The 25,984-nt window shown below is 62.8% G+C and carries 18 protein-coding genes; 6 read left to right on the top strand and 12 right to left on the bottom strand.

The features are described 5' to 3' along the window. Window positions 1-71: 71 nt before the first annotated feature. The 4 genes from D3250_RS06535 to D3250_RS06520 all read right to left on the bottom strand — a co-directional run bounded on the left by D3250_RS06535 (window position 72) and on the right by D3250_RS06520 (window position 6,665). Entirely contained in the window at window positions 72-3,224 is a 3,153-nt protein-coding gene (locus D3250_RS06535; RefSeq protein ID WP_119902565.1) for a UPF0182 family membrane protein, read from the bottom strand. Between the two features lie 53 nt (window positions 3,225-3,277). Beyond that, a complete protein-coding gene (locus tag D3250_RS06530; protein ID WP_119902564.1) occupies window positions 3,278-4,339 on the bottom strand; it encodes a YlbL family protein in 1,062 nt (353 codons plus the stop codon). After that, window positions 4,336-5,859: a zinc-dependent metalloprotease gene (locus D3250_RS06525; RefSeq protein ID WP_119902563.1), complete on the bottom strand. Its 1,524-nt coding sequence runs from the start codon at window positions 5,857-5,859 to the stop codon at window positions 4,336-4,338. Before D3250_RS06525 ends, D3250_RS06530 begins: the two co-directional genes overlap by 4 nt. 80 nt (window positions 5,860-5,939) lie before the next feature. After that, a complete protein-coding gene (locus D3250_RS06520; protein WP_119902562.1) occupies window positions 5,940-6,665 on the bottom strand; it encodes a ubiquitin-activating E1 family protein in 726 nt (241 codons plus the stop codon). A gap of 114 nt (window positions 6,666-6,779) precedes the next feature. Between D3250_RS06520 and D3250_RS06515 the strand changes: the two genes are divergently transcribed. Next, window positions 6,780-7,316, top strand: a complete 537-nt coding sequence (locus D3250_RS06515; protein WP_119902561.1) for a M48 family metallopeptidase — start codon at window positions 6,780-6,782, stop codon at window positions 7,314-7,316. Here D3250_RS06515 and D3250_RS06510 read toward each other — a convergent pair. Continuing rightward, complete coding sequence (locus D3250_RS06510) at window positions 7,313-9,445, bottom strand: ATP-dependent DNA helicase UvrD2 (RefSeq protein WP_119902560.1); 2,133 nt, start codon at window positions 9,443-9,445, stop codon at window positions 7,313-7,315. The two genes, D3250_RS06515 and D3250_RS06510, sit on opposite strands and share 4 nt — an antisense overlap. Before the next feature lie 102 nt (window positions 9,446-9,547). Between D3250_RS06510 and D3250_RS06505 the strand changes: the two genes are divergently transcribed. The 3 genes from D3250_RS06505 (at window position 9,548) to D3250_RS06495 (ending at window position 12,955) form a co-directional block, all read left to right on the top strand. Then, the gene (locus D3250_RS06505; RefSeq protein WP_158583088.1) at window positions 9,548-11,125 is read left to right on the top strand and encodes a phosphotransferase; all 1,578 of its coding nucleotides are present in this window, start codon (window positions 9,548-9,550) and stop codon (window positions 11,123-11,125) included. Between the two features lie 80 nt (window positions 11,126-11,205). After that, entirely contained in the window at window positions 11,206-12,378 is a 1,173-nt protein-coding gene (locus D3250_RS06500; RefSeq protein ID WP_119902558.1) for an MFS transporter, read from the top strand. A 16-nt stretch (window positions 12,379-12,394) separates the two neighbouring features. After that, complete coding sequence (locus tag D3250_RS06495) at window positions 12,395-12,955, top strand: pyridoxine/pyridoxamine 5'-phosphate oxidase (RefSeq protein WP_119902557.1); 561 nt, start codon at window positions 12,395-12,397, stop codon at window positions 12,953-12,955. Window positions 12,956-12,967: 12 nt separating this feature from the next. Here the strand turns inward: D3250_RS06495 and D3250_RS06490 are convergent, their stop codons facing one another. Beyond that, window positions 12,968-16,669, bottom strand: coding sequence for an ATP-dependent helicase (locus D3250_RS06490; RefSeq protein WP_119902556.1), 3,702 nt, complete (start codon window positions 16,667-16,669; stop codon window positions 12,968-12,970). Further along, entirely contained in the window at window positions 16,666-19,905 is a 3,240-nt protein-coding gene (locus D3250_RS06485; protein ID WP_158583087.1) for a UrvD/REP family ATP-dependent DNA helicase, read from the bottom strand. The genes D3250_RS06490 and D3250_RS06485 overlap by 4 nt, the downstream gene beginning before the upstream one ends. 140 nt (window positions 19,906-20,045) lie before the next feature. Between D3250_RS06485 and D3250_RS06480 the strand changes: the two genes are divergently transcribed. Next, window positions 20,046-20,765: a 3'-5' exonuclease gene (locus D3250_RS06480; RefSeq protein WP_119902554.1), complete on the top strand. Its 720-nt coding sequence runs from the start codon at window positions 20,046-20,048 to the stop codon at window positions 20,763-20,765. Between the two features lie 39 nt (window positions 20,766-20,804). Continuing rightward, window positions 20,805-21,065: a hypothetical protein gene (locus tag D3250_RS06475; RefSeq protein WP_119902553.1), complete on the top strand. Its 261-nt coding sequence runs from the start codon at window positions 20,805-20,807 to the stop codon at window positions 21,063-21,065. Between the two features lie 35 nt (window positions 21,066-21,100). Here D3250_RS06475 and hemL read toward each other — a convergent pair whose 3' ends face one another. The 5 genes from hemL to hemQ are packed head-to-tail and all read right to left on the bottom strand — an operon-like array spanning window position 21,101 to window position 25,983. Then, window positions 21,101-22,405, bottom strand: a complete 1,305-nt coding sequence (gene hemL, locus D3250_RS06470; RefSeq protein WP_119902552.1) for a glutamate-1-semialdehyde 2,1-aminomutase — start codon at window positions 22,403-22,405, stop codon at window positions 21,101-21,103. Continuing rightward, on the bottom strand, window positions 22,405-23,385 hold the full coding sequence (hemB, locus tag D3250_RS06465) for a porphobilinogen synthase (RefSeq protein ID WP_119902551.1): 981 nt from the start codon (window positions 23,383-23,385) through the stop codon (window positions 22,405-22,407). Before hemB ends, hemL begins: the two co-directional genes overlap by 1 nt. A gap of 30 nt (window positions 23,386-23,415) precedes the next feature. Next, window positions 23,416-24,123, bottom strand: a complete 708-nt coding sequence (locus tag D3250_RS06460) for a uroporphyrinogen-III synthase (protein WP_119902550.1) — start codon at window positions 24,121-24,123, stop codon at window positions 23,416-23,418. 58 nt (window positions 24,124-24,181) lie between these two features. Beyond that, on the bottom strand, window positions 24,182-25,201 hold the full coding sequence (gene hemC / locus D3250_RS06455; protein WP_119902549.1) for a hydroxymethylbilane synthase: 1,020 nt from the start codon (window positions 25,199-25,201) through the stop codon (window positions 24,182-24,184). Beyond that, window positions 25,201-25,983, bottom strand: coding sequence for a hydrogen peroxide-dependent heme synthase (gene hemQ, locus D3250_RS06450; RefSeq protein WP_119902548.1), 783 nt, complete (start codon window positions 25,981-25,983; stop codon window positions 25,201-25,203). Before hemQ ends, hemC begins: the two co-directional genes overlap by 1 nt. Window position 25,984: the final 1 nt, after the last annotated feature.

Raw genomic sequence — 25,984 nt, 5'->3', positions numbered from 1 at the left:
CCCACAAAATTGGTGGCGGACTGGGGCGCTCTTCCCCGGGTCCGCCACCAATTCAGCGTTGAGTCGATCGGCTAGTCTGCCAACTGAGACTCGAGCTCAAAGAGCTCATCGAGCGTGTCTTCAAACTCGAGCTCGAGCTCCCGGTACTGGGCCATGTCACCATCAGCGAAGGCTTCGTTGCGCTCAGCCCAAATATCGGCTGCCTCTTGACGAAGCTCTTCCAGACGCTCCTCATCACCCTCGGCGGCAGGTGTCTCGTCCTGCTCGTCCTCATCCTCTTCCTCAGGGGCGGTCGCCTCCTCGGTTTCGGCCGGCGCCTCGTCTTCTTCCTCGGCCATGCCCTCCGCGCCTTCGACCGGGTCTGCGTCGACGAGTTCCTCCACCTCATCGGCGTCCACCCCGGCGCCCTCAGCGGCTTCAACTCCAGCGTCGCCGCCAAAGACCATGTCGAGAGCGTCCTGCAGGGTGTCGCCGTAACCGACGTTTTCACCGAAAGCGACCAGCACCATACGCAGCGCCGGGTAGGCGGCACCGGTCCCCGTCGCTTGAACGTAGACGGGCTGAACGTTGAGAATGCCATCACCGGCCGGCATGGAGATCATGTTGCCGCGCAACACCTGAGATCCGCCGAGCTCCAGCACGTTCAACTGAGACGCAATGGTGGAGTTCGAATCGAAGTTGGCCTGGGTCTGCCCCGGACCGGGAACTGCGGTGTCACGAGGCAGCTCCAGCATTCGCAACCTGCCGTAGTCCTCGTTCTTGACACCATCCTCACCAGTTCCGGCATCACCGGATGCCGCGAGGAAACCGTACAGCACATTGCGCTGCTGCCCGTCGGCCTCGGTGGCCGGGATGAACGTCGAAGTCAGCGAGAAGCTTGGTTCCTCCTGCTCGGGCATCTGAAGCGTCATGTAGTACGGCGGCTGGGGGTCCCCACCTTCCCTGGTCGGGTCCTCAGGAACCGACCAGGCATCGTTGCCCTCGTAGAAGTCATTCGGCGCATCCACGTGGTACTCCGTGAGCAACTGGCGCTGGATTCGGAACATGTCTTCTGGGTAGCGAATGTGGTCCAGAAGCTCCGCGCTCATCTCCGAGTACGGCTCCAACGAGGTTGGGAAGACCTGCTGCCACGCCTGCAGGATCGGATCCTGATCGTCCCAGGCGTAGAGCGTGACAGATCCGTCATATGCATCAACAGTTGCCTTCACCGAGTTCCGAATGTAGTTCACCTGTCCCGTCAGCTGCGGGGCACCCTGTGTGAGTGCGTCCTGCGTGGCGGACTCCAGCTGCTGCTCTGCGGAGTAGGGGAAGTCGTTGGATGTAGTGTAACCCTCCACAATCCATTTGATGCTTCCATCCACGATCGCTGGGTAGATGTTCTGGTCGACCTCCAAGTATGGGGCCACCTTCTCCACGCGCTCACGGGGGTGGCGATCGTAGAGAATCTGAGACTCTTCGTTGACGTCGCCGGAGAGGAATATCTCTGGAGACTGGAAGGTCAGCGAGTAGATCAGCCGGTTGAACAGGTTACCTACAGAAGGTCCACCGTCCCCGGTGAATGTGTACTGCGTATCCTGACCCTCGTCGCCGTTATCAGCAGCCTCCTCACCCTCTTCGTCATCGGTCAGTTCCACAGCAGGACGGTCCAGCTCTCTGGGAGCCGCGTCCTCCGGAGCGCCGACAATCGAATACTGCGGCGTGAATTCGCCGAAGTAGATGCGTGGCTCATAGTCCTCATCACTGGCCAAATCACCAGTCGTAGGTATGCCCTGAAGGCTGAAGTCGGGACGACCCTCAGGTGTGACCGTGTTCGCGTTGGCTGCCACAAGCCCGTAACCGTGGGTGTACACGAGGTGCTCGTTGACCCAGGAACCTTCGGGCGCGTTGACCTCGCGTGCGGTAATGACGGTGTCGAAGGTCTCGCCATCAATGTCGTAGCGGTCAAAGCTCAGCGTGTCTGGGAAAGTGTAGTACTGGCGGAACTGCTGGAACTGCCGGAAGGCCGCAGAGACGAGGTTCGGATCCAGCAGGCGAATATTCTCGATATTGGGAGCATCCCCCGACAATGCGCCTTCCTCAGCTTCCTGGGTGGCACGGTAGTTGATCTTGTTCAGCTCGTCGAGGCCGTAGGCGAAGCGCGTGAGGTCCATATTGCGCTCGATGTACTCGGCTTCAAGAGACTGCTCAGTGGGCCGCACCTGATACTCCTGCATCAGGAAGGGCACCACTCCGGTGCCGATGATCGCGGTCACCACGAGCAAGGCTGTTCCGATAATAGAGAAACGCCAACGCGCCGTGATCGCAGTGACCAGAAAGACCAGTGCCACCAGCACTGCGGCGATCGCCAGAATTGTCTGTGCAGGGATGACAGCGTTGACATCGGTGTAGAGCGCACCGGCCCAGGTGCCCCCTTGGTCTTGTAGGGTCGCGTAGCGTCCCAGCCACCAGTTGACGCCCTGGAGCAGGACAAACACGGCGGCGACGACGGCTATATGCCAGCGTGCGGCCTTCTCCACCACGACCTTGCCGGTGCCTTCAATTCGAATTGAGCCAAACAAGTAGTGACACAGTATGCCGGCGATTCCTGCCACGAGCACGGCTGAGATGAGGAAGCCGTTGATGAAACTCAAGAATGGAAGAGTGAAGATGAAGAAGCTGAAGTCTAGACCGAATTCTGGGTCGGTCTGACCGAAGGGTTCCTGATTGAAGAACAGCATCACCTGTTGCCAATTGGCCTGAGCTGCGGTGCCTGCGAAGAGACCCATCAGAGTGGGCAAGCCGAAAATCAGCAGGCGTCGCATGGACGTCAGAGTCGACTGATAGCGGTTGACCGCCTCACCGAGCTGACCTTCGAGTCCCAGCGGACGAGTACGGAACGCCATGAACAGGCTGACCCACACAAGGGCTGCCATGATCACGAACGCGACGGCGAACAACGACGCCCGGGCAATCCACTCAGTCCAGAACACCTCGGAATAACCCAAGTGGGAATACCAAATGACTTCTGCGTAGAACCCGGCGAATGCCACGAAAGCACCCAGCATGGCGGCGATGATGATGATGGTGATAATCAGCGCTGAGGGGCGACGCCGCCCCCCGGAACTGCCCGCCTGCCGACCGCCAGAGCTGTCGCCGCCTCCCCGATTACCGCCGTTACCCGCGCCGGAGCCGAAGACGCCACCGGAGAAGGGGTTCGAGTTGCCGAATCCCTGTGAGAAGCTCAACGTCTGTCCTCATCTCTATATGTACTCATTTTAGGTGCAAGTGTGCCGGGTCCTCACCGGCCGCAGGGCGAGAGCCCCGCGAGAAAGCTTTCATCACCGTCTCTGACGGCTTCAAGTACCTCGACTGCCTCATCAGCGTCATCGACCCCATAGACTTCCAAGTCGTTCGGAAGCCTGCCTTCCAGCTCATCACAGTTATCACGCGGAGCCAAGAAATACTCGGCACCCTGGCTGCGAGCACCGGCCACCTTCTGAGCAATGCCACCGATGGCGCCAACCTTCCCGTCAGGGTCGACTGTCCCAGTCCCAGCCCAGTCCTCCCCGCCAGTCAGTGACTCTTGTGTCATGGTGTCGATGATCCCCAGAGCGAACATCAGCCCAGCAGACGGTCCTCCGACCTCCTCAAGCTGAATGTCCGCCTGGACGGGGAACTCGAATTCGCTGCCCAGCAGAATACCTACGTAGTACTCCCCATCAGCTTCCTGATAGGTAGGTGCCTCGACTTCGACATGTTCACCGTCCCGGACCAGAGTCAATTCTATCGGTTCACCGGCGGCGTCATTGACGGCCTGGCGCAATCCTTCAATACCAGTGATCTCCTCGCCCCCAGCATTGAGCAGAATGTCCCCGGCGGCGAGCGCCTCGTGGGTCCCTGCGGCAATGGCCTCTTCCGTGAATTCCATAATCGAGAGTTCCACTGCGTAGTCCACCCCGAGGTAGTCAAGAGCGGCTGCAAGCGCCAACTCCTGCGACGACGCCATGGCCGCAGTATTGAGGTCACGGACCTCTTCTTCGGTCGTGCCTGACGGGTAGATCAACTCATGCGGTGTCATATCTACGCTGGGCGAGAGCCAGCCTCGGATCGCATCCGGCACACGCACGGTGGAGGTGGGAGCACCGTTGACATACACCGTGGTCAGGGCCAATGTGCCGTCGGTCTCGTAGGTCGAAGCACCGTCGACCGTGATCACGGGTTGATCGTCAATCTCTGAAATGGTGTCGAAAATCGGCCCCGGCGACTCCAGAAGGTAAGCGCTGGGAAGCGCCAGAGCACCCAAACCGGCGACCAGCGCACCTGCACCGGCAAGCGTCTGAACCGTTCTGCGCAGGGTCACCCCTGGTCTCCGCGGGAGGTGTCTGGACCGTCATAGCCACCGTCCAGCAGTTTCTTGAGCTCATCATCGATTTTCGCCGCCTCCGCCTGGCGCTCGGCACGCCGGCCGTGGAAGCCTGCGGGGTCATCCAGGTCTGTCTCATCGGGCTGGAGGTCCGGATGAGCCCAGACTTCGTCGCGCCCGGCGACCCCGTTCTGTTCCCTCAGGTGGGCCCACAGCGCGGCGGCATCACGCAGCCGACGGGGGCGCAGCTCGAGGCCCACCAGGGCAGCGAAAGCAGCCTCTGCTGGCCCACCGGTGGCCCGGCGGCGGTTCATCGTTTCCCGCAACTTGCCCAGGGAGGGCAGGTGGGCACCAGCTTCGGCGACAACGTCATCAACCCAACCTTCGACTAGGGCCAAGGTGGTCTCGATCCGACTCAGCGCAGCTTCCTGCATAGGGGTGCGGTCCGCTTGGAAGAGGCCCTCACCGAAGAGGTCCTCCATCTCTTGAGGGTTGGAGGGATCGATCTGGCTGGCTGCTTCTTCGACGCGCTCCATATTGATGTGGATTCCAGCAGCGTACTGGGCCACCGCGTTGAAAAGATCATCCTCCAGCCAGGGAGCCCGAACGAACAGACGCATTCGGGCAGCTTCGCGCAGGGCCAGATACAGCAGGACCTCCTCATCCTCCACCTGCAGACCCTGGCCGAAACTCTTGATGTTTCCCGGCACGAGGGCCATGGTGGGCCCTGCCAGCGGCAACCCGATGTCCGAACCGGAATGCACCTCACCGGCGAGTTCGCCGATGGCCTGGCCAATCTGTGCACCGAAGGCGACGCCGCCCATGCGTTCCATCATGCTCGCCACCTGACCAGCAGCACCAGGGGGCAGCATTCCCTTCATCTCTTCAGGTAGGTTGAGACCCTCACCGTCTTCGAGTTGCTGGCGGACTACCTGGCCCATGGCACGGCCTACGGATTCAGCCACCGGCTCGGTGAGGCGCTGCCAGGATTCGAATGTCTGCTCGATCCACTGCTTGCGACTCAGTCCCTGCCCGATGGCACCGATGGGTTCGAAGCTGGTGGCCTCGTTGAGCCACATTTCGGCGAGGCGAAGCGCGTCATCCACCTGTTTGCTCTCCACAGGGGTGACGGCGGCGTCGTTATCCCCCAGAGCTGAGACGGCTGCATTCTTGGTGAGCTCCCAGTTGACCGTTGCCTCGCCCTGGTTCTGCATAGCGGAGAACATGGCCTGGACTTGTCCCATGATCTGCTGCATCATCTGGGGGTCACCGAAGCCCGGGGGAAGCTGTGAGGGGTCGAAGCCGGGGGGAAACCCAGGGAAGCCGCTCGGGGCTCCGGACTGCTCCCCAGACCCGCCCGGGTTTCCGGTGAATCCCATCGAGGGACCGGAGTCACTCTTGGGAGAATCCTCCTCCCCTGTGCCGGACTTATCGCCGAAGGCCTCGCCGAAGAGTTTGCGCAGAAACTCTTCTTCGTTGGGCTCGCGGCGCTCGTTGTCGTCGGGCTGATCAGACATCGCTGGCTCCTGCTCCAGTTGAGACAAAGCGTGAGACTAAAGGGTATCGCTGGTGCCTGGTGTATGACGTCTCCGTTCGCTCACAGCCCGTTCAACTCTTCCCCGGCGAGCTCTTCGGAAGCCTCCAGGCACGCGCACTCCTGTCCCGGAAGGTGACGTAAGAGTTCGATGCTCCCAGTGGCTGCATCGGCCATCAGTCCTGCACCTGCGATTGCACACGGGACCATCCCGTCGATAAGCACCGCGACCTGCTGCGCCGCCACTGCCGCAGCGGCCTCCCCCAGCAGGCCCGCATCAGCGAATACGCGGAATGGGCGCCTTTCAGTCAGTCGACCCACGCCCATGCAGTGGCTGCAGACGAGCGACTCCTGCAACAGAAGCGGTCCGACTCGCCAACCGGTGGCTGTGACCATCACGGGCAGCACCGCAGCCGACTCTTCGAGACTGCCGTTGAGCACCGTGTCAGGCAACCTGTGACTGCCCACCAGAACGTGCAGGTCTGCTCCACGAATGGAGGAATCCGGAGGCGCTTCAACTACGGCGGATTCTTCTGCTTTGCCGGTGAGAAGGTCAGCAGCGGCCTCAGCCCGATTTCGCCCAACATCTACGGAACGAAACCCAGCATCCCGCAGGGTCACCTGATGATCATCACGAAGCACCAGGGTTCCGATTGTGTTTGTGATCAGGTGTTCGGAGATTCGAAAACCAACAGGATCGAGTCCTTCCACTACGACGGTGGCGAGTCTGCGCCTGGCTCGGCAGACTGCAGCGGGGTGTGGATCCTGCTGTGCAGCGACAGTACTCATGCGCTCTTTCCTTGTCGTTTGATGAATTTTGATACTTTTTATTATTGCCCGAGTTGATCTGAAGTCGTGAGTTTTCCACAGCACCCACTCTTGGGCGGCGTACACTGGCCACCGATGGCACAGCAGCAGACCGCGATCCAGATTGATGGCGAAGAAGTGATCGTGATTCGTTCCGCGAAGCGTCGAAGGACGGTGAGTGCGGATATGTCAGGCGGGTCATTGCGGCTCCGGGTGCCGATGCGTCTTTCGCGCGGCGACGTCGAAAAGCACGCGCGCGCCTTCCGGAAACGACTGGCCCACCGTGCCGCGCGAGCTGGGCGCAGTGATCAGGCCCTGTTGTCCAGGGCACTGGAACTGGCAGTTGAGTATCTCGACGATTCAGCGACCCCAGCCTCAGTGACTTGGTCTGAGAAGCAGCTGAAGAGATGGGGGTCGACCACCTCCACCACCGGAGAGATTCGGCTTTCTTCCCGCCTGCGCAGCATGCCGGGGTGGGTGGTCGATGCCGTCCTAGTTCATGAGCTGGCACACCTTATTGAGCCGGGGCATGGACCGCGATTCCAGGAGCTTGTGGCCCGCTATCCGCGTACTCAGGAGGCCGATGCTTTTCTTGCGGGAGTCATATGGGCGGATCAGCAGGCCCCACTTTAGCCAGCGTCGGTGAAGGCTCTGATAGCTGCTTTGAGGCGTTCCCCGTGCAGTTCCAGCTTGCGCTCTCCAATCCCTGGAATCTTCAGCAGTTCTGGGTCTGATAGCGGCTTGTGCTCCGCCAGATGCTCTAGAGTCGAGTCGGAGAAGACCATGAAGGCGCGGGTCTCCAGTTCCTGGGCGTAACCCCGGCGCCAGGCGCGCAGATGTTCGAACAGATCTTCGTCATAGCGGGGCGGACATTCCGCGCATCGGCGGCGCGAGATCTGTGTCCCGACGGTCAGCACCTCTCCGCACCCTGCGCACACCGCTGCCTTGCGCTTCCGGGCTGCCGCGTTGACGCTGAGCTTTCCATTTCCAGGGGCGATTCGGCGCGTTGGTTCTTCCAGCCCGAGCTCTCGTCGCAGGGGTATGAGGAACCGCGAACTCTTGCGTCGCCCACGACCGCCGGGATGGCGTGCCGCAGCGGACGACAGGTACAACCGAGTCTTGGCTCGAGTGATCCCAACGTAGAGCAGCCGACGCTCTTCATCGAGCTCCTCCTGTGACTGCGCAAAAGTGATGGGCATCAGCCCTTCGCAGAGACCGACCAGGAAAACCGCGTCCCACTCCAAGCCTTTGGCCGAGTGCAGGGACGCCAATGTCACACCCTCCACGGTGGGCGCATGCTGAGCGGCAGAGCGTTCCTCCAGCTCTGTCAGAAAAAGCTTCAGGGTAAGCTGCGGCCGCTCTTCGGCCAACCGCTCAGCCAGACCCACCAGAGCGGCCAACGATTCCCAACGCTCACGCACGGCACCGGCAGAGGAGGGTGACTGACTGGACCACCCGAGGGAAGAGAGCACACCCCGCACCGCCTCAGGTACCGACTCAGTTGAATCGTCCGCAATCAGCGAACTGGTTCGCAGCGCGGCGATACCTTCCCTCACCTCCGGGCGGGAGAAAAATCTTTCGGAGCCGCGCAGCTGATAGGAGATACCTGCTGTTGCCAGGGCTTGTTCCAGAGCCTGGGACTGGCCGTTGGTGCGGTACAGAACCGCGATCTCACTCAGCGGCGTCCCGGTTCCGGTGGCGTCAGCGACCTTCTCTGCAACCCACGACGCTTCGGCGTCATCATCGGGATGCTCCGTGAGTTCTGGACTCGGGCCAGCTCGGCGCTGGGAGATGAGCTGCAGCGGAGCAGGCCAGGACGCCGCTCCCCCGGGCCGACGATCGGCAAGAAGCGTGTTCGCCAGCTTGACCACTTCCGGTGTGGAGCGGTAGTCCCGGACCAACTTAACCACCTCGGCCTCCGGAAAGCGGCGCCGGAAGCTGAGCAGGTAGTCAGGGGTCGCCCCGGTGAAGGAGTAGATGGTCTGGGCGGCGTCTCCGACCACGCACAGCTCGTCGCGTCCCCCCAGCCACAGATCCAGCAGGCGCTGCTGCAGCGGGGAGACGTCCTGGTACTCGTCGACTACGAAGTGCCGGTACTGCTGCCTGACCTGAGCGGCCACTCGCTCATCAGATTCAAGCATGCCCACAGTGAACAGCAGCACATCCTCGAAATCCATCAGATGTCGATCCTCTTTGATGTCCTCATAGGCCTGGTAGAGGCGAGCGAAGGCCTGGTGGTCCGCTCCCGCAGGCGCTTCCCGGTCCGTTGCGTGGAGTAGATAGCCCTCAGGTGTCAGAGTGGAGACCTTGGCCCATTCGATCTCGGAAGCGAAATCGCGCAGGCCCGCCCTGTCCGTGGTCATGCGCAACCGCTTGCCAGCCTCCGCCAACAGCTTGATCTTGTAGTCGAGGATCTGAGGCAGGCTCCCGCCGACGGTGATCGGCCAAAAGTACTGCAGCTGACGCAGCGCAGCCGCGTGGAAGGTCCGGGCTTGGACACCCGGCGCCCCGAGAGCGGTCAGGCGTGAGCGCATTTCTGCAGCTGCTCGGGCGGTGAAGGTCACAGCCAACACCCTGTGGGGGTCGTACACTCCGGCACGGACGCCATAAGCGATCCGGTGTGTGATGGCCCGGGTCTTGCCAGTGCCAGCACCAGCGAGGATGCACAACGGACCGGTCAGGGCGGAGGCTGCCGCACGCTGCTCCGCGTCGAGCCCGTCCAGTACTGATTCGGGTGGGGCCTCCTGCACGGCATGGGTCATGGGCACTACCGTACCGCCGGAAGACCATCTGCCGACGCCGTTTTCCACAGTCCTCCGCGTTGCATGTCGGTTCTTGGTCCCCTGGTGGCTAGGCTGAGGTCCGTGCGATGGACTTCGATGGAATTGGCTGCCTTGGCGACCCGTGCGGTGCCGGGTCTCTCTCCGACCGGTGTGGCCGATGCTCCCGACGACGCCCGTGACTTCATGTCCGCCGTGGTCGTGGACGATTCGGGGAACAGATGGCGGGTCCGCGGACCGCGGCATCAGCAGGCCGCCATGCGCCTGGAGACGGAGGTGCAGGTACTGCGCGGGTTCTCCACCGCCATCCGCGCCGAGTTGCCCTTCCGCGTGCCGAGCGTGGCGGGTGCTACACGCGTTGAAGATATGCGCGTGTTTGTGTACAACCACCTGCCCGGTGAACCTTTGTCGCTGGGTGAACTGGTGGGTGCGGCGCCTGAGCTCATTGAGGACCTGGGGCGCACCATTGCCGCTGTGCACGATCTCTCCGAATCTGTCGTGGACCACGCCGACCTTCCCGGTTACAGTGCCGAACGAGTACGCCAACGCCGGCTGAATGAACTCGACGCCGCGGCATCCACCGGACGGATCCCCCCGCTTCTGCTGAGACGCTGGGAGCGCGCCATGGAGGATCGAGCTCTTTACGAATTTGCGCCCACTGTGGTTCACGGAGACTTGCACGAGGACAATCTGCTTATCGAGGGCGACCGCGTGATGGCTGTGACGGGTTGGACTGATCTCCATGTGGGGGACCCAGCTGATGACTTGGCCTGGCTCATCGCCTCACCCGACCACACCTTCAGCGATCGTGTGCTGGCGTCCTACGCGGCCCACCGAAACTCTGACCCGGACGAGCATGTGCTGCGACGGGCCGCGCTCTCCGCTGAGTTCGCCCTGGCTCAGTGGATGATCCGCGGGACCACTGGCGGGAACCAGCAGATGGTTGAGGAGGCTGCTGGTCTGCTCCAGCAGTTGGCCTCTGATATCGAAAACTATGGTGGACGTCCCATCGCACTGGACCCGCAGGCGGAAGAAGCTCCTGAGGCCTCGGCCGACACTCAGGACTCCAAGCCGGTCAGGCGTGCTGGCGCAGCAGCCACGATCGCTGGGGCCGGCGCCTGGGACACTTACGAAGACGATGACGAGCCTGCTTTCGTCACTGACGCGGACGTCGCCGGCTCAGCCGCTGACGAGGAATCGGACCAACCTACTGGTGCGGTGGCGCCGCTGGTTCCCGCAGGTGGTCCGCCTGCAGCTGAATCGCAGGAGATGAGAGTAGACGACGACCCGCTGACGGAGGAAATCCCGGCGTACGTCGACGACGCTGACGAGTTCGACCTTCCAGCCCCCGTGACTGGCTCGCTGCCGATTCAGCCGGATGGCGAATCTGAACGCCGAGCCAAACGGAAGAACTTCTTCCCCTCGTCTGCGGCTTCGGCGGCGAGCGCACGTTCTGCCAGCTCGTCGGCGTCGTCCTCATCGGCAGCCTCCGCTGCGTCCTCCGCATCAGCACAATCGGCACCGTCAGCTGACTCTGCTGATTCCGGGGCTTCCGCGGATTCGACCCGCTCCCCCTCCTTGGCTCACTCGGCGCCGAGCCCGGACGAAGCTTCCTCCTCCCTCTATGACCGCCATCCGGGGCTGCGCCCACCGGGGACCTGATCTGCGGTTCTGCCTCAAGTGCAGTTTCTGGGAATGATCGCAGCGAAAGCGCGGTTGGATTTTCGGTGACCAAGAACCACATGACCCGCACCCAAATGGTCTGGGCGATTCTGGCGCTCGCTACCGGTGGGTTCGCTATCGGGGTCACTGAGTTCGCCATCATGGGTCTGCAGCGGGAGATCGTGCTGGATCTGGGTGTGAGCTACGGACAAGGCGGAATGCTGGTCTCCGCTTACGCACTGGGCGTGGTGGTGGGAGCGCCGATTCTGGCTCTGATGGGCGCCAAGCGGGAACGGAAAACCTATGCACTCTTCCTACTGGTGCTCTTCATCCTCGCGCATGTGCTGAGCTTTGTCGCCCCGAACTTTGAGACGCTTCTGGCCGGACGGTTCCTCTCCGGGCTGCCGCATGGTGCGTATTTCGCCACAGCAGCCCTGATGAGTGCCCAAATGGTGGGCCCTGCCAAACGTGGGCGCGCGATCGCCGTGGTGCTCTCCGGGCTAGCGATCGCGAATGTCTCTGGAGTCCCAGCAGTTACCTGGACCGGCCAGCAGTTCGGGTGGCGCTGGATGTTCCTGATTGTGGCCCTCCTGGCGGTCCTTACGATGCTGGCGGTCGCCATTTTGGCTCCACGTCAGGATGCCCCCGCCGGCGCTACAGTGAGGGGCGAATTGCGGGCGCTGGCAAACCAGCGGCTGTGGGTGGGTGTGGGCCTAGCGATCATCGGGTTCTCCGGCATGTTCGCCATCTACACGTATCTTTCACACGTGGCGGTGGAAGTTACCGGTTTCAACGACAGTGCACTGCCGTGGGTGGTGTTGATCTTCGGGGCAGGAATGGTGATTGGCACGTTCACCGGTGGCGCGGCGACCGACAAGTCCGTCTTGGGGACGGTGCTGGTCGCCATGATATTGGTGGCCGTGTTCATGGGGCTCTTCGCCATGTTCGCTCATGTCCCCTGGCTGATGCTGGTGCTCCTCTTCTGTGTAGGGGTCTCCGCAGCGAACCTTGGGCCAGCGATGCAGACGCACCTCATTGACACAGCCCCCAAAGCCCCGCAGCTTGCTGCCAGTTTCCACCACTCCGCGTTCAACGCCGCGAACGCGCTGGGAGCCATTGTGGGCGGAGTGACCATCGACATGGGGCTGGGCCTTCGTGCTCCCGCTTACGCTGGTTCCATCGCGGCGGCGGTCGGCGTGGCCATCACGCTCTACGCCATTCTGCTTACCCGACGCGCTGGAGAGAAGGTCTGAGTCGTAAACTCCTCCTATGACGCATGCGACGCGCGCACTTCTGGGCTCTATTCCTGCATTGACCGGAAGCCCACCGGCCTTTCGTGCGGGGGAACTGCCAACTGAGCCGGTGGGGCTTTTTCTGACGTGGCTCGAGGTGGCGCTTGCCGCTGGTGTTGAAGAGCCGCGCACTGTGGCACTGTCCACCGTTGATGCGGGGGGTGTGCCTGACTCTCGGATGTTGATCCTCAAAGATGTTGACTCTCGGGGTTGGGCATTCGCCAGTACCGCCTCGAGTCGGAAGGGTCAGCAGCTGAGTGTGTGTCCCGCCGCCGCATTGACGGTGTGGTGGCAGCCGTTGATGCGGTCAGTACGTGTTCGTGGCCCTGTGGTGGAGGCACCGCGTGGGGAGAGTGTGGCGGATCTGCAGGCTCGCAGTCCGGCAGCGCAGGCATCGGTGGATGCCGATGATTGGACGCTGTGGCGGGTAGTGCCGAATCGGGTGGAGTTTTGGCAGGGTTCTCCCGACCGCGCGCACACTCGTGCGGTCTATGTCACTGAGGGCTCCGCGTGGCGGGTGAGTGTCGCCCAAGACTAAATCCGGTCTGATTCACTTCTCCCGAATGAGGGATTCTACTTCCCCCGCCTCGGCCAGCTGTTTAGGCGAGTGGATGATGCCCTGGTCCAGGTATGCGAAGTGCGCGCGGATGTTGTCCATAGGCACACCATAGAGCCGGCTGAACGCGATCTTGTACACGGCCAGCTGCAGTTCCTTCTCCTCCAAGTCAGGCCCTCTGGGGACATCACCGGTTTTCCAGTCGACCAAATCGAATGTGCATGCCGCCATTTTCCGGTCGCGCTCAGCACGGGGTAGCGCGGTCCAGGTCTCGTAGATGTGGTGGCTCAGTGCCGTTCCCTGTGCATCTCTGGCGAATACGGCGTCGATCCTGCCGCGCAGAGTAGTGCCTGCCAGTGTGGTCTCCAACGGGATCTCCACGGCGAAGGCAGGTTGGGCTGCCCAGGGACTGTTCTGGTAGCTGGCTCGGACTCGTTCCAACTCTAAGATGCCGTCGACGTCATCTAGGTTGTAGTTGGCGAAAAGCTCGTCGATATCCGGCAGCGACGCTTGCACTTCCAGGACCTGTTCGATGATTGCGTGAATGGCTGTGCCGCGCCGAGCCGCAGATGAGGGTCGCTGCGGGATCGGACGGCGTGCTTGCTCCAGCACCTGAGTGCGATCGTGCTTGAGCTGGACTACGGAGGAGGCCGACAACTGCTTGGGCAGCTCGAGAGAGCGGGCGGATGAGCGTCTCTGTTCGGCACGTTGTATCACTAGACGCGCCTGCTCAAGCCAGGGGTTCAGCTCATCCGCGGTGAGGTCTGTGGATTCTCTGAGCTGACGTGTCACCAGGTCAGCGGCCTGCTCCATGGCGGGCCGCCGAGTCAGGCGTGGTGGTGCGGCAGCACCGGGGTCGACGTCTTCGTAGGTGTCGATTGACGTCGGGTCCTGAAGGTCAGCCTTGATGAGGAGCTGCTGCCGCACCGGGAGCTCTTCCAGCGGATCATAGGGCCATGTGGCGCTGAGGGTGATGTTCGCCAGAGGATTCTGCTGCTCGGGGTCATGGTCATACCAGGCCAACTCCTGGAAATGGCCTGTGTTGGAGGCCTCTTGCGCAAGTTCGCGAACGTTGAGCAGGAAGGGCGAGGGCTCCTGCCCGCCGGAGGCCCCATAGAAACATGCTCCCGTGCACAGCAGCCGGGTCTTGGCTCTGGTCATGGCTACGTAGGCCAGGCGGCGGTCTTCTTCCTCACTGAACTCCACGCAGTCATCTTTGTAGACAGGGCCTTCATAGTCTTTCAGCGAGCTGGTGGCACCTGCTGATCGCGCCCAGACCTGGGCAGTTCGTTTGTCTGTATCCTCTCTCTGATCGCTGATCCATTGGGGCAGCGAGTCGGCATCTCCGCGCAGCGGCCATGGGAGGTCACCGTCCTTCTTGGTCCAGTTGGTGGCCATCCGGGGCAGACGCGGAAATCGGTCGCGGCGCAGTCCAGCGACGGCGACAACGTCCCATTCGAGCCCCTTAGATGCGTGGACAGTCAACAGCTGCACTGCTCCGGGCTGCGGGTCGGCAGGAGCCTGCTCGAGGGCCCTCTCCTGGTGGACTGCAGCGCTAAGCCAATCGAGAAACCCTGTGAGGTCCTGGCTGGTCGAGGATGCGGCAAACGATTCGGCGTACTCGATGAGCATGTCGAGTTGTCTGGTGGGGTGGTTGCCGACCTCCCAGGGTCGGGCTGAGACCTCCACACCCAGACCAGTTTCGTTGATGATGCGTTGGATGAGACTTCCAAGGTCCAGGTGAAGGAGCTCTCGGAGAGTCCGGAACTGGTCTCTGGCACGGGTTATCCGCTCGATGCCCTCTGCTGAGAAACCCCGTCTGGAGGTCTCATCGGCGGTGGGGTCGAGGTCGAAGTGGTCGAGGGCCTCAACAAGTGAGGGCATCTCATCGAGCTCGGGCTCAAGTGAGCTTTGAGTGTCCTCGTCGTGCGGGATGAAGCTGCCGTTGCGCTGCCGGGCGCGCCCCGAGGCGCGCCGACCCAGGAGGTAGAGGTCCCCGGGGCCGATTCTGAAGCGAGCTCCGCCGAGGATCCGGATGAGTTCATCGGAGCGTTTGGGGTCCGACAGGACCCGCAGGTAGGCGAGAAGTTCCACTATTTCGGGCCTGTAGAGCAGCCCGCTGAGCCCGGCGAGTTCGTAAGGGATTTCACTGCGGCGCAGGGCGTCGGCGATCTTCCCCAGGTGGCCGTGTGTCGTGGCGAGCACGGCACATTCGGGAGATTCTGCGCCTTCAGCAACATCCAGGGCGGACCGCATTTCTTCCACGATAGCTGCGGTTTCCTCGTCTTCGGTGGCGAAGAATCCGTAGGAGACGTGCCCGTCGGCGACGCTCTTCGCGGGCGCGATGGGTTGCGCCCGTTCCGCAGGGTCTGCGGGCCCTTCGGCCAGTGGCGTCCCTTCCGGGGTCAGCACGCGACCCTGGGTATCCATGCGGTCAGCGGTGATGAGTTCGGTGAGTTGACGGCGCAACCGCCCGGTGCCGCGATGCCAGCGGGGTCCGGTGGTTTCGGTGTAGAGCGTGAAGGGTTTGACCATCTTGTTAGCGACGTCGAGAATGCTGCGACCGTTGCGCCATGCGATGGTCAGCTGTTTCAGGTCTGCTGGCCGTGTTCGACCAGTCTGGCTGTCTACGGCAGGGAACGTTTGGGGGAATTGGAAGAGTTGGCCGGCCGAAGCTCCCCTAAACCCGTAGATGGATTGGTTAGGGTCGCCGACGGCGGTTACCGCATGACCGGTGCCCCGCCCGAAGAGATCGGCGAAGAGCTTCAGCTGCGCGTGGGATGTGTCCTGGAATTCGTCGAGCAGGATCACTTTGTACTTTTCGCGTTCGCGAGTCCGAACCGGTGAGTCTTCAGCTGCGGCGAGCTGCGCGGCATAGCGGAGGAGATCTCCGTGATCCATGAATGCTTCGGACTGTTTGGCCACTTGGTATTCGGCGGCGAGCTTGGCCGTTTCACGACGCAGCCTCAATGTGTTGAGCAGGTCTTGGCCTTTTTGACTGAGGTGGTGCTCCCACTCCTCAGCGCGGGTGATCTCCGTGTCTAACCAGCTGATGACCTCAGGGGGTGTCTTGAGGTGCTCCGCCATATCTTGGGAGAGTTTGAGCACCTGCTCGGGCAGGGAGCTGGCATTCGCTTCGGCTCGGATGAGCGCCGCGCCGTCCTGATACTCGGTGATGAGCCGGGTGATGATCTGCCATGACTGAGCGCCGCCGACGAGCTCTGACTCGGGTTCCAGCCCCATGTGCAGCCCGTACTCACTCACCAAGGAGTGTGCATAGGAGTGATATGTGGAGATGGTGGGTTCCACCACGCTGCTGAGGTCTATTTCTGGGTGCTCCGCATTGCCGTATGCCACGATGCGCAGATCAGGTGGGATAAGATCCTCAGCTCGGATCAGCTCTTTTTCCACGAGCTTCTTGAGTTTGTCAGTGACACGCTCGGCCAGTTCACCGGCAGCTTTGCGAGTGAAGGTGACGCCGAGGATCTCCGGAGGTGTGACGAATCCGTTGGCAACGAGGTAAACCACTCTGTCTGCCATGGTGGCAGTTTTGCCCGAGCCGGCTCCGGCCACCACCAGCATCGGTTCAAGGCCGGATTCGATGACGGCGCACTGTTCAGGGGTGGGGGTGAACTCTCCTAGTGCCTCTGCGATCTGAGCGGGAGTGAACTTCAGGGCTTTCTCCTGCACTGTCATGGTTGTGTCACCTGCCTGGTCTCTTCACAGAGCGGGCACAGCGGGCCGACTCGACATGTGCTCCAACGCCCGGACCCCGCGTTGGCGGCCGCTCTAGCCTCGAAAGTCGGCTGAGTCATGGCGTGGACGGCTTGCCGGAGCTGCCTCAGCGGCCACGCATCGGGTTCGTCGCTGGGGACAGCGTCTTGCTCCCGCACGGTGGCGTGCTTGTTCGTCGCCACGTAGAGAAGTGCAGCCTTCTCTACGTCTCCGAGCGTCTTCAGCGCGGGATCTCCCGCGACCAGCATCTGGTAAAGACCCAGTTGCGGATGGCGCTGTGTCTCAGCGAGGCTGGGAGCTTTGCCGCCCGTCTTGAGGTCGACGATGTGCAGCTTGTCAACGTCTCGTTCTATGCGGTCAATTTCTCCGGTGATGATGACGGCACTACGGCCCGTCACACCTTCGAGATTCACTCGCGCGGAGGCGCGTATCTCGGTCCCGATAACTTCGCGGTTGCCTACACGGGTGTGATAGCCAGCCAGTTGCCGCAGCATGTCTTTGGCCTTAGCCTTCTCGGCTTCACTTTCCCACCCGTCCTGCCGAAGTTCATGCCAGCGGTCTTCGAGCACCTGGCACAGCTTCTGGACATCGGTCTCTTCCGGGTGTTGCTCCGCGATGGAATGGATGAGCGTTCCGAGCATTCGGTGGAAGTCCGTAGGTTCGGTTCCGCCTGCGCGAGCGGTGAACCACTGCAGGGGCTGCGTGATGGCAGATTCTACTGTGGAGGGCGAGACGGTCAGCTCCTCACCAGGGTCAAAGATCGGCTCGGTGGTGGTCAGCTGGGGCAGGCCCCACCATGTGCGGGGATGCGCGCCGGGGATGCTGTGCTCAGCGAGTGCGGCGAGGGCCCGCGCGGCGGGCAGGTTTGTGGGATCTGTCTCAAGGGCTCCGCGCAGTTCCGCGACCAGGGACACCTCCGTGAGTGGACGGACTTGAGTCTCTGTAGGGGCCGGTCGGTCCTCAGCAGGAGTGATGAGGTTGAGCAGAGTGCTGGGTCTGTCCTCCTGGGTCTCGACCGCGACGGCGAACAACCGCTCGGTGGCTCGAGAGACAGCCGAGGCGAAGAGGCGGTATTCGTCTTGAAGCGTCTGCATGCGCTTGACCATCAGACTGCCGCTCACACCGCTGCTCTGCCCCTCGGCGACGTCTGCCAGTTCCCGGCTGCGAAGGAGCTCGCCGCGAGGTTGGAGGTTCGGCCAGGTCCCCTGTTGAAGATCCAATAGGACGACGGTGTCGAAGTGCCGTCCAGCTGCTGTGGTGGGGGTCAGCACCGCTACGCCATCCTCAGCTGAGAGGTTGTGCGCCAGGGTGTCCATGGGAAGTTCGAGACGCTGCATATAGTCAGCGAAATCACCGGCGGTCCCGTGCGGATTCTGCTGTTCAAAGCGTTCGGCGGCGTGGAAGAGTGCCAGGACAGCATCAAGGTCCCGATCTGCCCGTTCGGCATCCCATCCTGGGTGTTTGGTGGCTTCCCGCCAGACCTCTGCGAGACCCGCTGCATCCCAGACCTCCCAGAGCAGCTCACCAGGAGTCGGTTTGCCACTGGCGGCTGAGCGCGCAGCGACGATCATGAGTGCGATGCGTTTGAGTCCGTAGGCGGAGTTTGCGGGACGGTCACCTTGGGCGGGGGTGGTGATCGGGTTGAGGATCGGGTCCTGCGGGTCGTGCGCCGCAGCTTCAATGAGCTCATCCGAGCTGCGCACATCGCGACGCTGAGCTTTGGCGAGCTGACGTTCCTGCCTTCGCAGCTGCTGCCGGGTGCGCCGGAGGCTCAACGCGTCGCCGAGACCATACCTGGAGTCGATGAGCTCCAAAATCTCACTGAGACTGAGCCGCGGCTCGCCATGGTCGTGCACACGACTGGCCCAAGCAAGGAGCTTCAGCAGGGGGACCACTGCTGGCTCCTTGTTGAGCACGACGTCGCGCATGGACTGACGCACAGGCACCCCGTGTGCGGACAGTGCCCGGCTGATGCGCCGAGCACTGGTGCCGCTCCGGGTGACAACCGCCATCTGGCTGAACCCGACATGGCCGTAATCATGGCGACACAGTATTTCGGTGAGAACGGCGCGTTCAGCCGCGTGGTCGTTGACGACTGTGACAGCTTCAGCGGAGCCTGGGGGGGTGTTCGTTTCCCAGGTGCCGTGCAGGTACGGCTGCCACATGCGCCGCAAGGAAGCTTCCGCCGGAGCTGCGATCCTCCGGGCAGTTCTCGCATACACCTGAGCTACACGTCCGGACATGCCATGTCCCCTCAGCAGGTGAATCTGGGGCACCTCGCCGTAGAGCCCCCGCTTGGGGTCAGGCGCCATAAGCTCACTCCAGCCTTTGAGCTTGTCCGGTCTCGCTCCCCGAAACCCCTGAGTCACAGTATCTGGGTTCGCCAGAGCCAAGACCGGCCGCCCGGCACCGATGAGTCTCAGCATGCGGTACACACTGGGGCTGGCTTCATGGAGATCGTCTACTACGATGCGCATCAGCCGGTGGCGCTCTGCGTCCAAGAGCTCGGGGTTCTCCTCTAGGAGCCGGGCCGCCTCGCTGATCAGTCCGGCGGGGTCGTAGGCATCTTCGAAGTCGGCGGAGCTGAACCTTTCCAGGTAGCCCGAATAGACCTCGGCAGCTGCCCGCCATTCTGGGATGTGCTGCTGTTCAGCAGAGTGTTCCAACCAGGAGGGGGTGATGCCGTACTCACGCGCCCGGTCCAGGAGCTCCCGAACCTCTTTGCGGAAACCATCTGCCTTGGTGGCTTCCCGCAAGCTCGAGGGCCAGCGGTCAACAGCACCTTGGCGGACCATGTCTTGCAGGATGTCACCGATGATACGGTCCTGCTCGGCGCCGGAAAGCAGCCTGGGCGCCTGCGCGGCGAAGCGCAGAATCTTGCGGCGGCGGGCCTCTCCGAGCACCCAGAATGCATAGGAGGCGAACGAGCGCGAGGGCTGCTCACTCAGCGCGGCCTCGGGAGCCTCTGCCCCCCACCGGGATTCAATCTCATCGCGGAGCCGAGCCGAGGTGTCGCGAGTCGGCGACAGCACCAGGAGGTGCCGGGAGTCCTCTCCGGTGCGCAGAAAATCCAGAGCCGATTCCACTGCCGAGCTGCTCTTACCCGATCCTGGAGCCCCGTAGACGAGTGTGGGGCACGGGAGCGCCAGCGGTATGACCGGGCTGCGCTCACTCATCAGCTTTGTCTGCGCGTTCATCTGCTCCTGCCCACTTCGCTCTCCGTGCCTTTCAAGACTTTCATCCAGCGGTCCTCCCAGGTTACGTGCACCCACCGACATCCACTGGCTCCCCTCGCGGATCCCAGAGGGCTTCCACGCTGCCCGGTATGGTGTCGAGCATGGATAGCGATGCCCTGTTCGACCTCCATCCAACCAGTGACTCCTGGCACCGGCGGCGCCGGGTGGGGTTCGATGTCGAAACCACCTCCAGGTTCCCCGCTGAGGCCCGCATCGTGTCTGCAGCGCTGGTGACATGTGATCCCGAAGACGCCGCCTCACCCAGAGTTCGCGAGTGGCTTGTGGATCCTGGTGTAGAGATTCCCGAAGAGACAGTAGAGATACACGGGATCACCACCGATTACGTCCGTGAGCATGGCCAAGAGGCGTCCGAAGCAGTCGCGGAGCTTCTCGCTGCGCTGACCCGTGAGTTCATCTCCGGAGCTGCTGTGGTAGTGATGAACGCACCCTACGACCTCGCGGTGCTCCGAGCTGAAGCGGAGCGGTTTGGACTCGAATTCCCCCTCCCTAAGCCGGTCATCGATCCGCTGGTGATCGACAAACAGGTGGACCGATACCGGCGTGGCAAACGACGGCTCAATGATCTCTGCGGAGTCCACGGCGTGCAGCTGGCGGAGGCCCACTCGGCGGCCCCGGACGCCCTGGCTGCCGTACAGGTGGCTGATTGTCAGGCAGAGAAGTACCCGGAGCTTCAGATGCCAGCTCAGCAGCTTCACGACCTGCAGGTTGTTTGGAAAGCTGACCAAGCTGAGGACTTCCAGTCGTACCTGCGCAGGCAGGGAAAGACGGAGGCAGTGATCGATGGTTCGTGGCCGCTCTGATGGGTCAAAACCCTGCGGAAATACGCGACAATAGAGCCTATGAGTGAGACTCCCGAAGAATCGGAAAAAGACGACAAAGATCGCCGGTTCGAAGAACGGTGGAGCCGTGACCACGCTGACAACGTGCCACGGACCGCCTCAGGAGCGTTGCCGCCAAGCGTCCTGGTGATCGCTATCGGTGTCTTCGTACTCGGTTTCTGGCTCTTCCGACGTTGGCGTCAGCAGTACGTCGACTACAGCAACATCGGAGGATGGGGAGAACAGCTCCAGCCCGCGCTGTTGCTTCTCGGCATGACCTGAGCCACCAAGTCCTATGGTTCAGAGCGCAGAACCTTTCAGCCAGCGGCTGCGGCCGCTTGGGCTGCTTGCGGCAGAGCTCGGAGAATCCGCTCGACGGCGGCGTCCTCATGGGCTGCGGAGAGGAACCAGCCCTCAAAGACACTCGGGGGCAGGTAGACACCCTGTTCCAACATCGCATGGAAGAACGGACCGTAGCGGAAGGACTCCTGGGCCTGGGCCTCTGCGTAATTGTGCACTCCCGTGGCGGAAGTGCCGAAAGCGACGGAGAATAGAGAGCCGACCTTCTGAATGCTGTAGTCAACGCCAGCGTCTGTCAGCGCATCGGCAAGGCCGTCCGCGACCACCTGGGCTTTCTGGTCGATATGTTCATAGACTTCAGCGGTGGCGTTTTTCAATGTGGCCACACCAGCCGCCATGGCCACTGGATTACCGGACAGTGTGCCCGCGTGATACACCGGGCCGGTCGGCGCCAGATGCTCCATCACTCCACGGCGACCAGCCAAGGCAGCCGTAGGGAGACCGCCACCGATCACTTTTCCGAAGGTGAACAGGTCGGGGGTCCAGCCCTCGTTCCGACCGGAAGCACCCCAGTATCCGGCTTCCGTGATGCGGAAGCCGGTCATGACTTCGTCAAAGATCATCAGCGCACCGTCGGCAGCGGTGAGCTCCCGGATCAGCTGGTTGAAACCAGGCTCGGGGGCGACCACACCCATATTGGCCGGGGTAGCCTCGGTGATCACCGCAGCGATGTCTCCGCTGTGCTCAGAGAAGACCTTCTGCAGCGCTTCGCGGTCGTTGTACTCAATGACCACCGTCTCCCACGCCTGGGCCTCTGTGACACCTGCGGAGCCGGGCAGGCCCAGGGTCGCCACACCAGACCCGGCTGCAGCCAGCAGCCCGTCAGAATGCCCGTGGTAACAACCTGCGAACTTCACGATGAGGTTCTTACCGGTGGCGCCTCGGGCCAGTCTGATGGCCGTCATGGTAGCTTCAGTCCCGGTGGAGACCATGCGGATCATCTCCGCCCCAGGCACTCGCGAGCGCACCAGCTCGGCCAGTTCCGACTCCAGCGGGTGCGATGTCCCGAAACCAAGCCCCTTCTCGACGGTGGCACGTACGGCGTCCATCACGGCAGGATGGCTGTGCCCCAGCAGAGCCGGACCCCAAGACCCCACGAGGTCCACGTACTCTGTGCCCTCCACATCGGTGAGGTACGGGCCCCGGCCCTCCACCATAGCCACAGGCGTTCCGCCCACGGAGCCGAAGGCTCGTACCGGAGAGTTCACTCCCCCGGGCATCAGAGTCTGAGCAGTGGAAAAAAGGTGTTGGTTGGTCGTCATCATTTCTCCTGCAGCCAGCGGGCTGCCTCGGCGGCGTAATAGGTCAAGACATTGGTAGCTCCAGCGCGGCGGATCGCAGTCAGCGTCTCCAGCACTACGGCTCTGCGGTCCACCCAACCGTTGGCTGCGGCGGACTCAATCATCGCGTACTCACCCGACACCTGATACGCGGAGACCGGCACATCACTGATGTCAGCCACATCAGAGAGGATGTCCAGATAGGCACTGGCAGGCTTGACCATCACCATATCGGCACCCTCAGCCAGGTCGAGCTGGGCCTCCTTCAGCGCCTCAGTCCGGTTCCCAGCGTCCATCTGATACTGCCGACGGTCCCCTTGCAGCTGGGAGTCCACGGCCTCGCGGAAGGGCCCATAGAACGCTGAGGCGTACTTGGCGGAGTAGGCCAGGATCGGCACACTCTGGTGACCGGCGGCGTCGAGCGCGTCACGAATCACCGCGACCTGGCCGTCCATCATCCCAGAGGGGGCAACGACGTCAGCACCTGAGTCAGCCTGTACGACTCCCATCTGGGCATACAGCTGGAGGGTCTGGTCGTTGTCCACTTCCCCCTGCGGGTCTAACACCCCACAGTGGCCGTGGTCGGTGAACTCGTCGAGGCAGAGATCGCTCATCACCGGCAGAGAGTCACTTACATGCTGCTTGACCGCGCGGATGCTTCGGTTGAGGATTCCATCAGGATCAAGTCCTGCGGTTCCCTGCTCGTCTCGCTGGGAGGGGATGCCGAACAGCATGATGCCGCCCAGTCCCAGAGCTGCCGCCTCACCTGCAGCATCCAGCAGGGACTCCTCCGTGTGCTGCACCACGCCAGGCATGGAACGGATGGGGGCGGGTTCCGTCAGGTCTTCGCGGACGAAGACCGGCAGAATGAAGTCGGCGGGATGAAGCCGGGTTTCAGCCACCAGCCTGCGCAGGGCAGGTGTGCGGCGGAGCCGGCGCGGTCGGTCAGCGGGAAAAGCCATGGTCTTCAGTCTAGAGGGCCGCACGGTCGGTCACCTGTCCAGCTCAGCCAGAGCCTTCAGGGCTCCTTCGGCTGTGGGTTCGGGCAGGACGGCATCGGCGGGCCGGCCTAACTGCCGCAGCGTCCGGGCAGTCGGCTCTCCGATCGCCAGGATGTTCACGTCCGGGGTCTCAAGAGTGGCCCAGACTTCTGCGGCACTGGAACTGGTGACCAGGACCGCGTCGCCGGGGCTGAGATTGACCAGTGGATGGGGAAGGGCAGTGGTGAAATAGGCAGTCACCTGAGTGATGTTCCATCCCCGCTGCTCCAACCCCTCATAGAGTTGGGGTCTGGCTTGGGCAGACTGCGGAAGCAGCAGTTGTCCTTCAGGTTCAGGAGCGGGCAGCTCGGCAAGGATGCCCGCCGCGCTGTGCTGCTTCGGCATCCACGGGTTGCGTGCATCTGACACCTCATTCAGCACCCGCGCGGTCCCTGGTCCTACGACCGCTACTCGAGTTCGGACGGGGACGGTTCCGTCCCATCCGCAGGAGGCGAGAGCGCGCACCGTATTGGGGCTGGTGAGCACCAGCCAGTCGAACTCTCCGCGGGTCAGCTCATGAACGGTTCGGCTCAGCTCGGTGGTGTCGGCGGGGAGCACCTGCTGGGTCAGCGGCATGTGGGCAGCGGTGTGGCCAGCTCTGCGAAGGCCCTCCTCCAGCTCACCGGACTGCGCAGCGCGGCGGGTCAGGACGATCCGCATAAGAGCCTGGCGCGGGGACTTATCGGCAGCAGATCCACTGTGAGCTCCCGGTGCCCCGTCAACTGTCGATGACGTGCTGGAGCAGGCCACGGTCCTCGGCCAGGAGCGTCTCCGCTACGCGCGTTCCGAGTGCGGCGGCGGCCTCGATGCCAGCTTCGCGGCTTACTCCAGGTTCCAGAGTCAGCTCCTGGCCTGCCCGCTGGACGTCCGACCCGTCAGGGGCACAGACCATGGTGTCCAGACGCAGCTTCACGCTGCCGTCCGGTTCGTCCTCGCACCGTGCGAGGCCTCCGATCGGTGCTGAACAGCCTGCGTTGAGCCGAGCAAGCAATGCTCTCTCAGCGGTGGTCTCCAATCGGCTCTCCAGGTGATCGAGTTGGGCCAGGCTCACAGCAAGGGAGGTCCCCGGGGGGGACTCTTCGCTGCGCACCTCGACCGCTAGCGCACCCTGCCCTGGGGCCGGCAGCATCAGCTCGGGGTCCAGCAACTCTGAGATGTGCTCCTGGAGTTCCAGCCTGGCCAGCCCCGCACCGGCGAGCACCACGGCGTCCAAGTCCCCGCGGGCGGCGTCGGGGGCTTGGCTGGACTTCTCCGCGGCATCTTCGCGTCCGCGGACTCGGGCCAGACGAGTGCCGACGTTGCCTCGAATATCGACGATGTTCAGGTCTTGGCGGGCGGCCAGCAGCTGGGCGGCACGCCGGGGGGAGCCGGTGCCGACCTTAGCGCCTTCCGGGAGGTCATCGAGGGTCAGGTCGTCAGCAGAACAGAGGGCGTCGCGGACATCTACACGTTCGGGGACGGCTGCGATGCTCAACCCGTCCACATCCTTAGCGGGCAGGTCCTTCAGCGAGTGGACAGCCACGTCGATCTCGGTGTCGAACAGGGCCTTGCGCAGGGCGGTGGCAAAAACTCCGCTGCCGCCCAGCTGACTCAGCGGACCAGTGAGCACATCCCCTTCTGACCTGATGGTGATCATGTCAAAGCTGAGTCCGCCGAGCTCCGCGAGCGCTTCAGCCGCGGTGGTGCTCTGCCGCACAGCGAGTCTGCTCCCCCGTGTGCCGACCCGGAAGTTCTCCATCAGGCGAGCACTTCAAGCACGTCGATGGTCTCGGACAATCGGCGGCCGGTGTAGAACGGGATCTCGTCCCTGACGTGGTACCGGGTCTCAGACTCACGGAGTCGGCGCATCATGTCCACCAGGTCCCTGAGTTCAGGGGCCTCCAGCGCCAGAAGCCATTCCCAGTCGTTGAGCGCGAACGCGGAGGTCGTGTTGGCCAGCACTGAGGGGAATTCCTGACCCAGCTCGCCGTGCTCCCGCAGCATCTTGCCGCGTTTGGCAGGATCCAGCAGGTACCAGTCGTAGCTGCGGTTGAACGGATAGACCGTCAGCCACTCCTCAGGCTCGACCCCAATGGAGAACGCTGGCACGTGCCCCCGAGCGAACTCCGCGGTGCGGTGCACGCCCATGGCGGAGAAGGCGATCTGAGTGGTGCTGAGCAGTTCCGTCCGGTGCAGTGCACGCAGCGCTGCCTGAAGCTTCTCCGCCTTGTGGCCGGTGAGCCAGAGCATCACGTCGGCCCCAGCCCGCATCCCGGAGACGTCGTAGACACCCCGCAGCTGCGCGGCGTCATCGTCCTCTCCCAGTCCTCCGCCGGCGAGGGAGCCGACCAGCTCGTCGAACGCTGCGGCGGTCTTTTCGGCTTTGCGCCCGGCCGGGACGTCGGAGCGGTGCTTCGGCTCCCACCAGTCGACGGCTGATCGCGACTCGGTTCGGGCGAACACGGTGAAGAGAGTGAACCAGTCTTTTCCGGAGGAGTTGACATCTTCCGGGCTGCGCTGAGGGTTGCGGCCGTAAGTCATA

This window comes from Nesterenkonia natronophila (genome assembly GCF_003595215.1).
GTDB lineage: Bacteria > Actinomycetota > Actinomycetes > Actinomycetales > Micrococcaceae > Nesterenkonia > Nesterenkonia natronophila.
The sequence above is the reverse complement of the archived record's forward strand: the minus strand, read 5'-3'. Positions and strand labels throughout refer to the sequence as shown.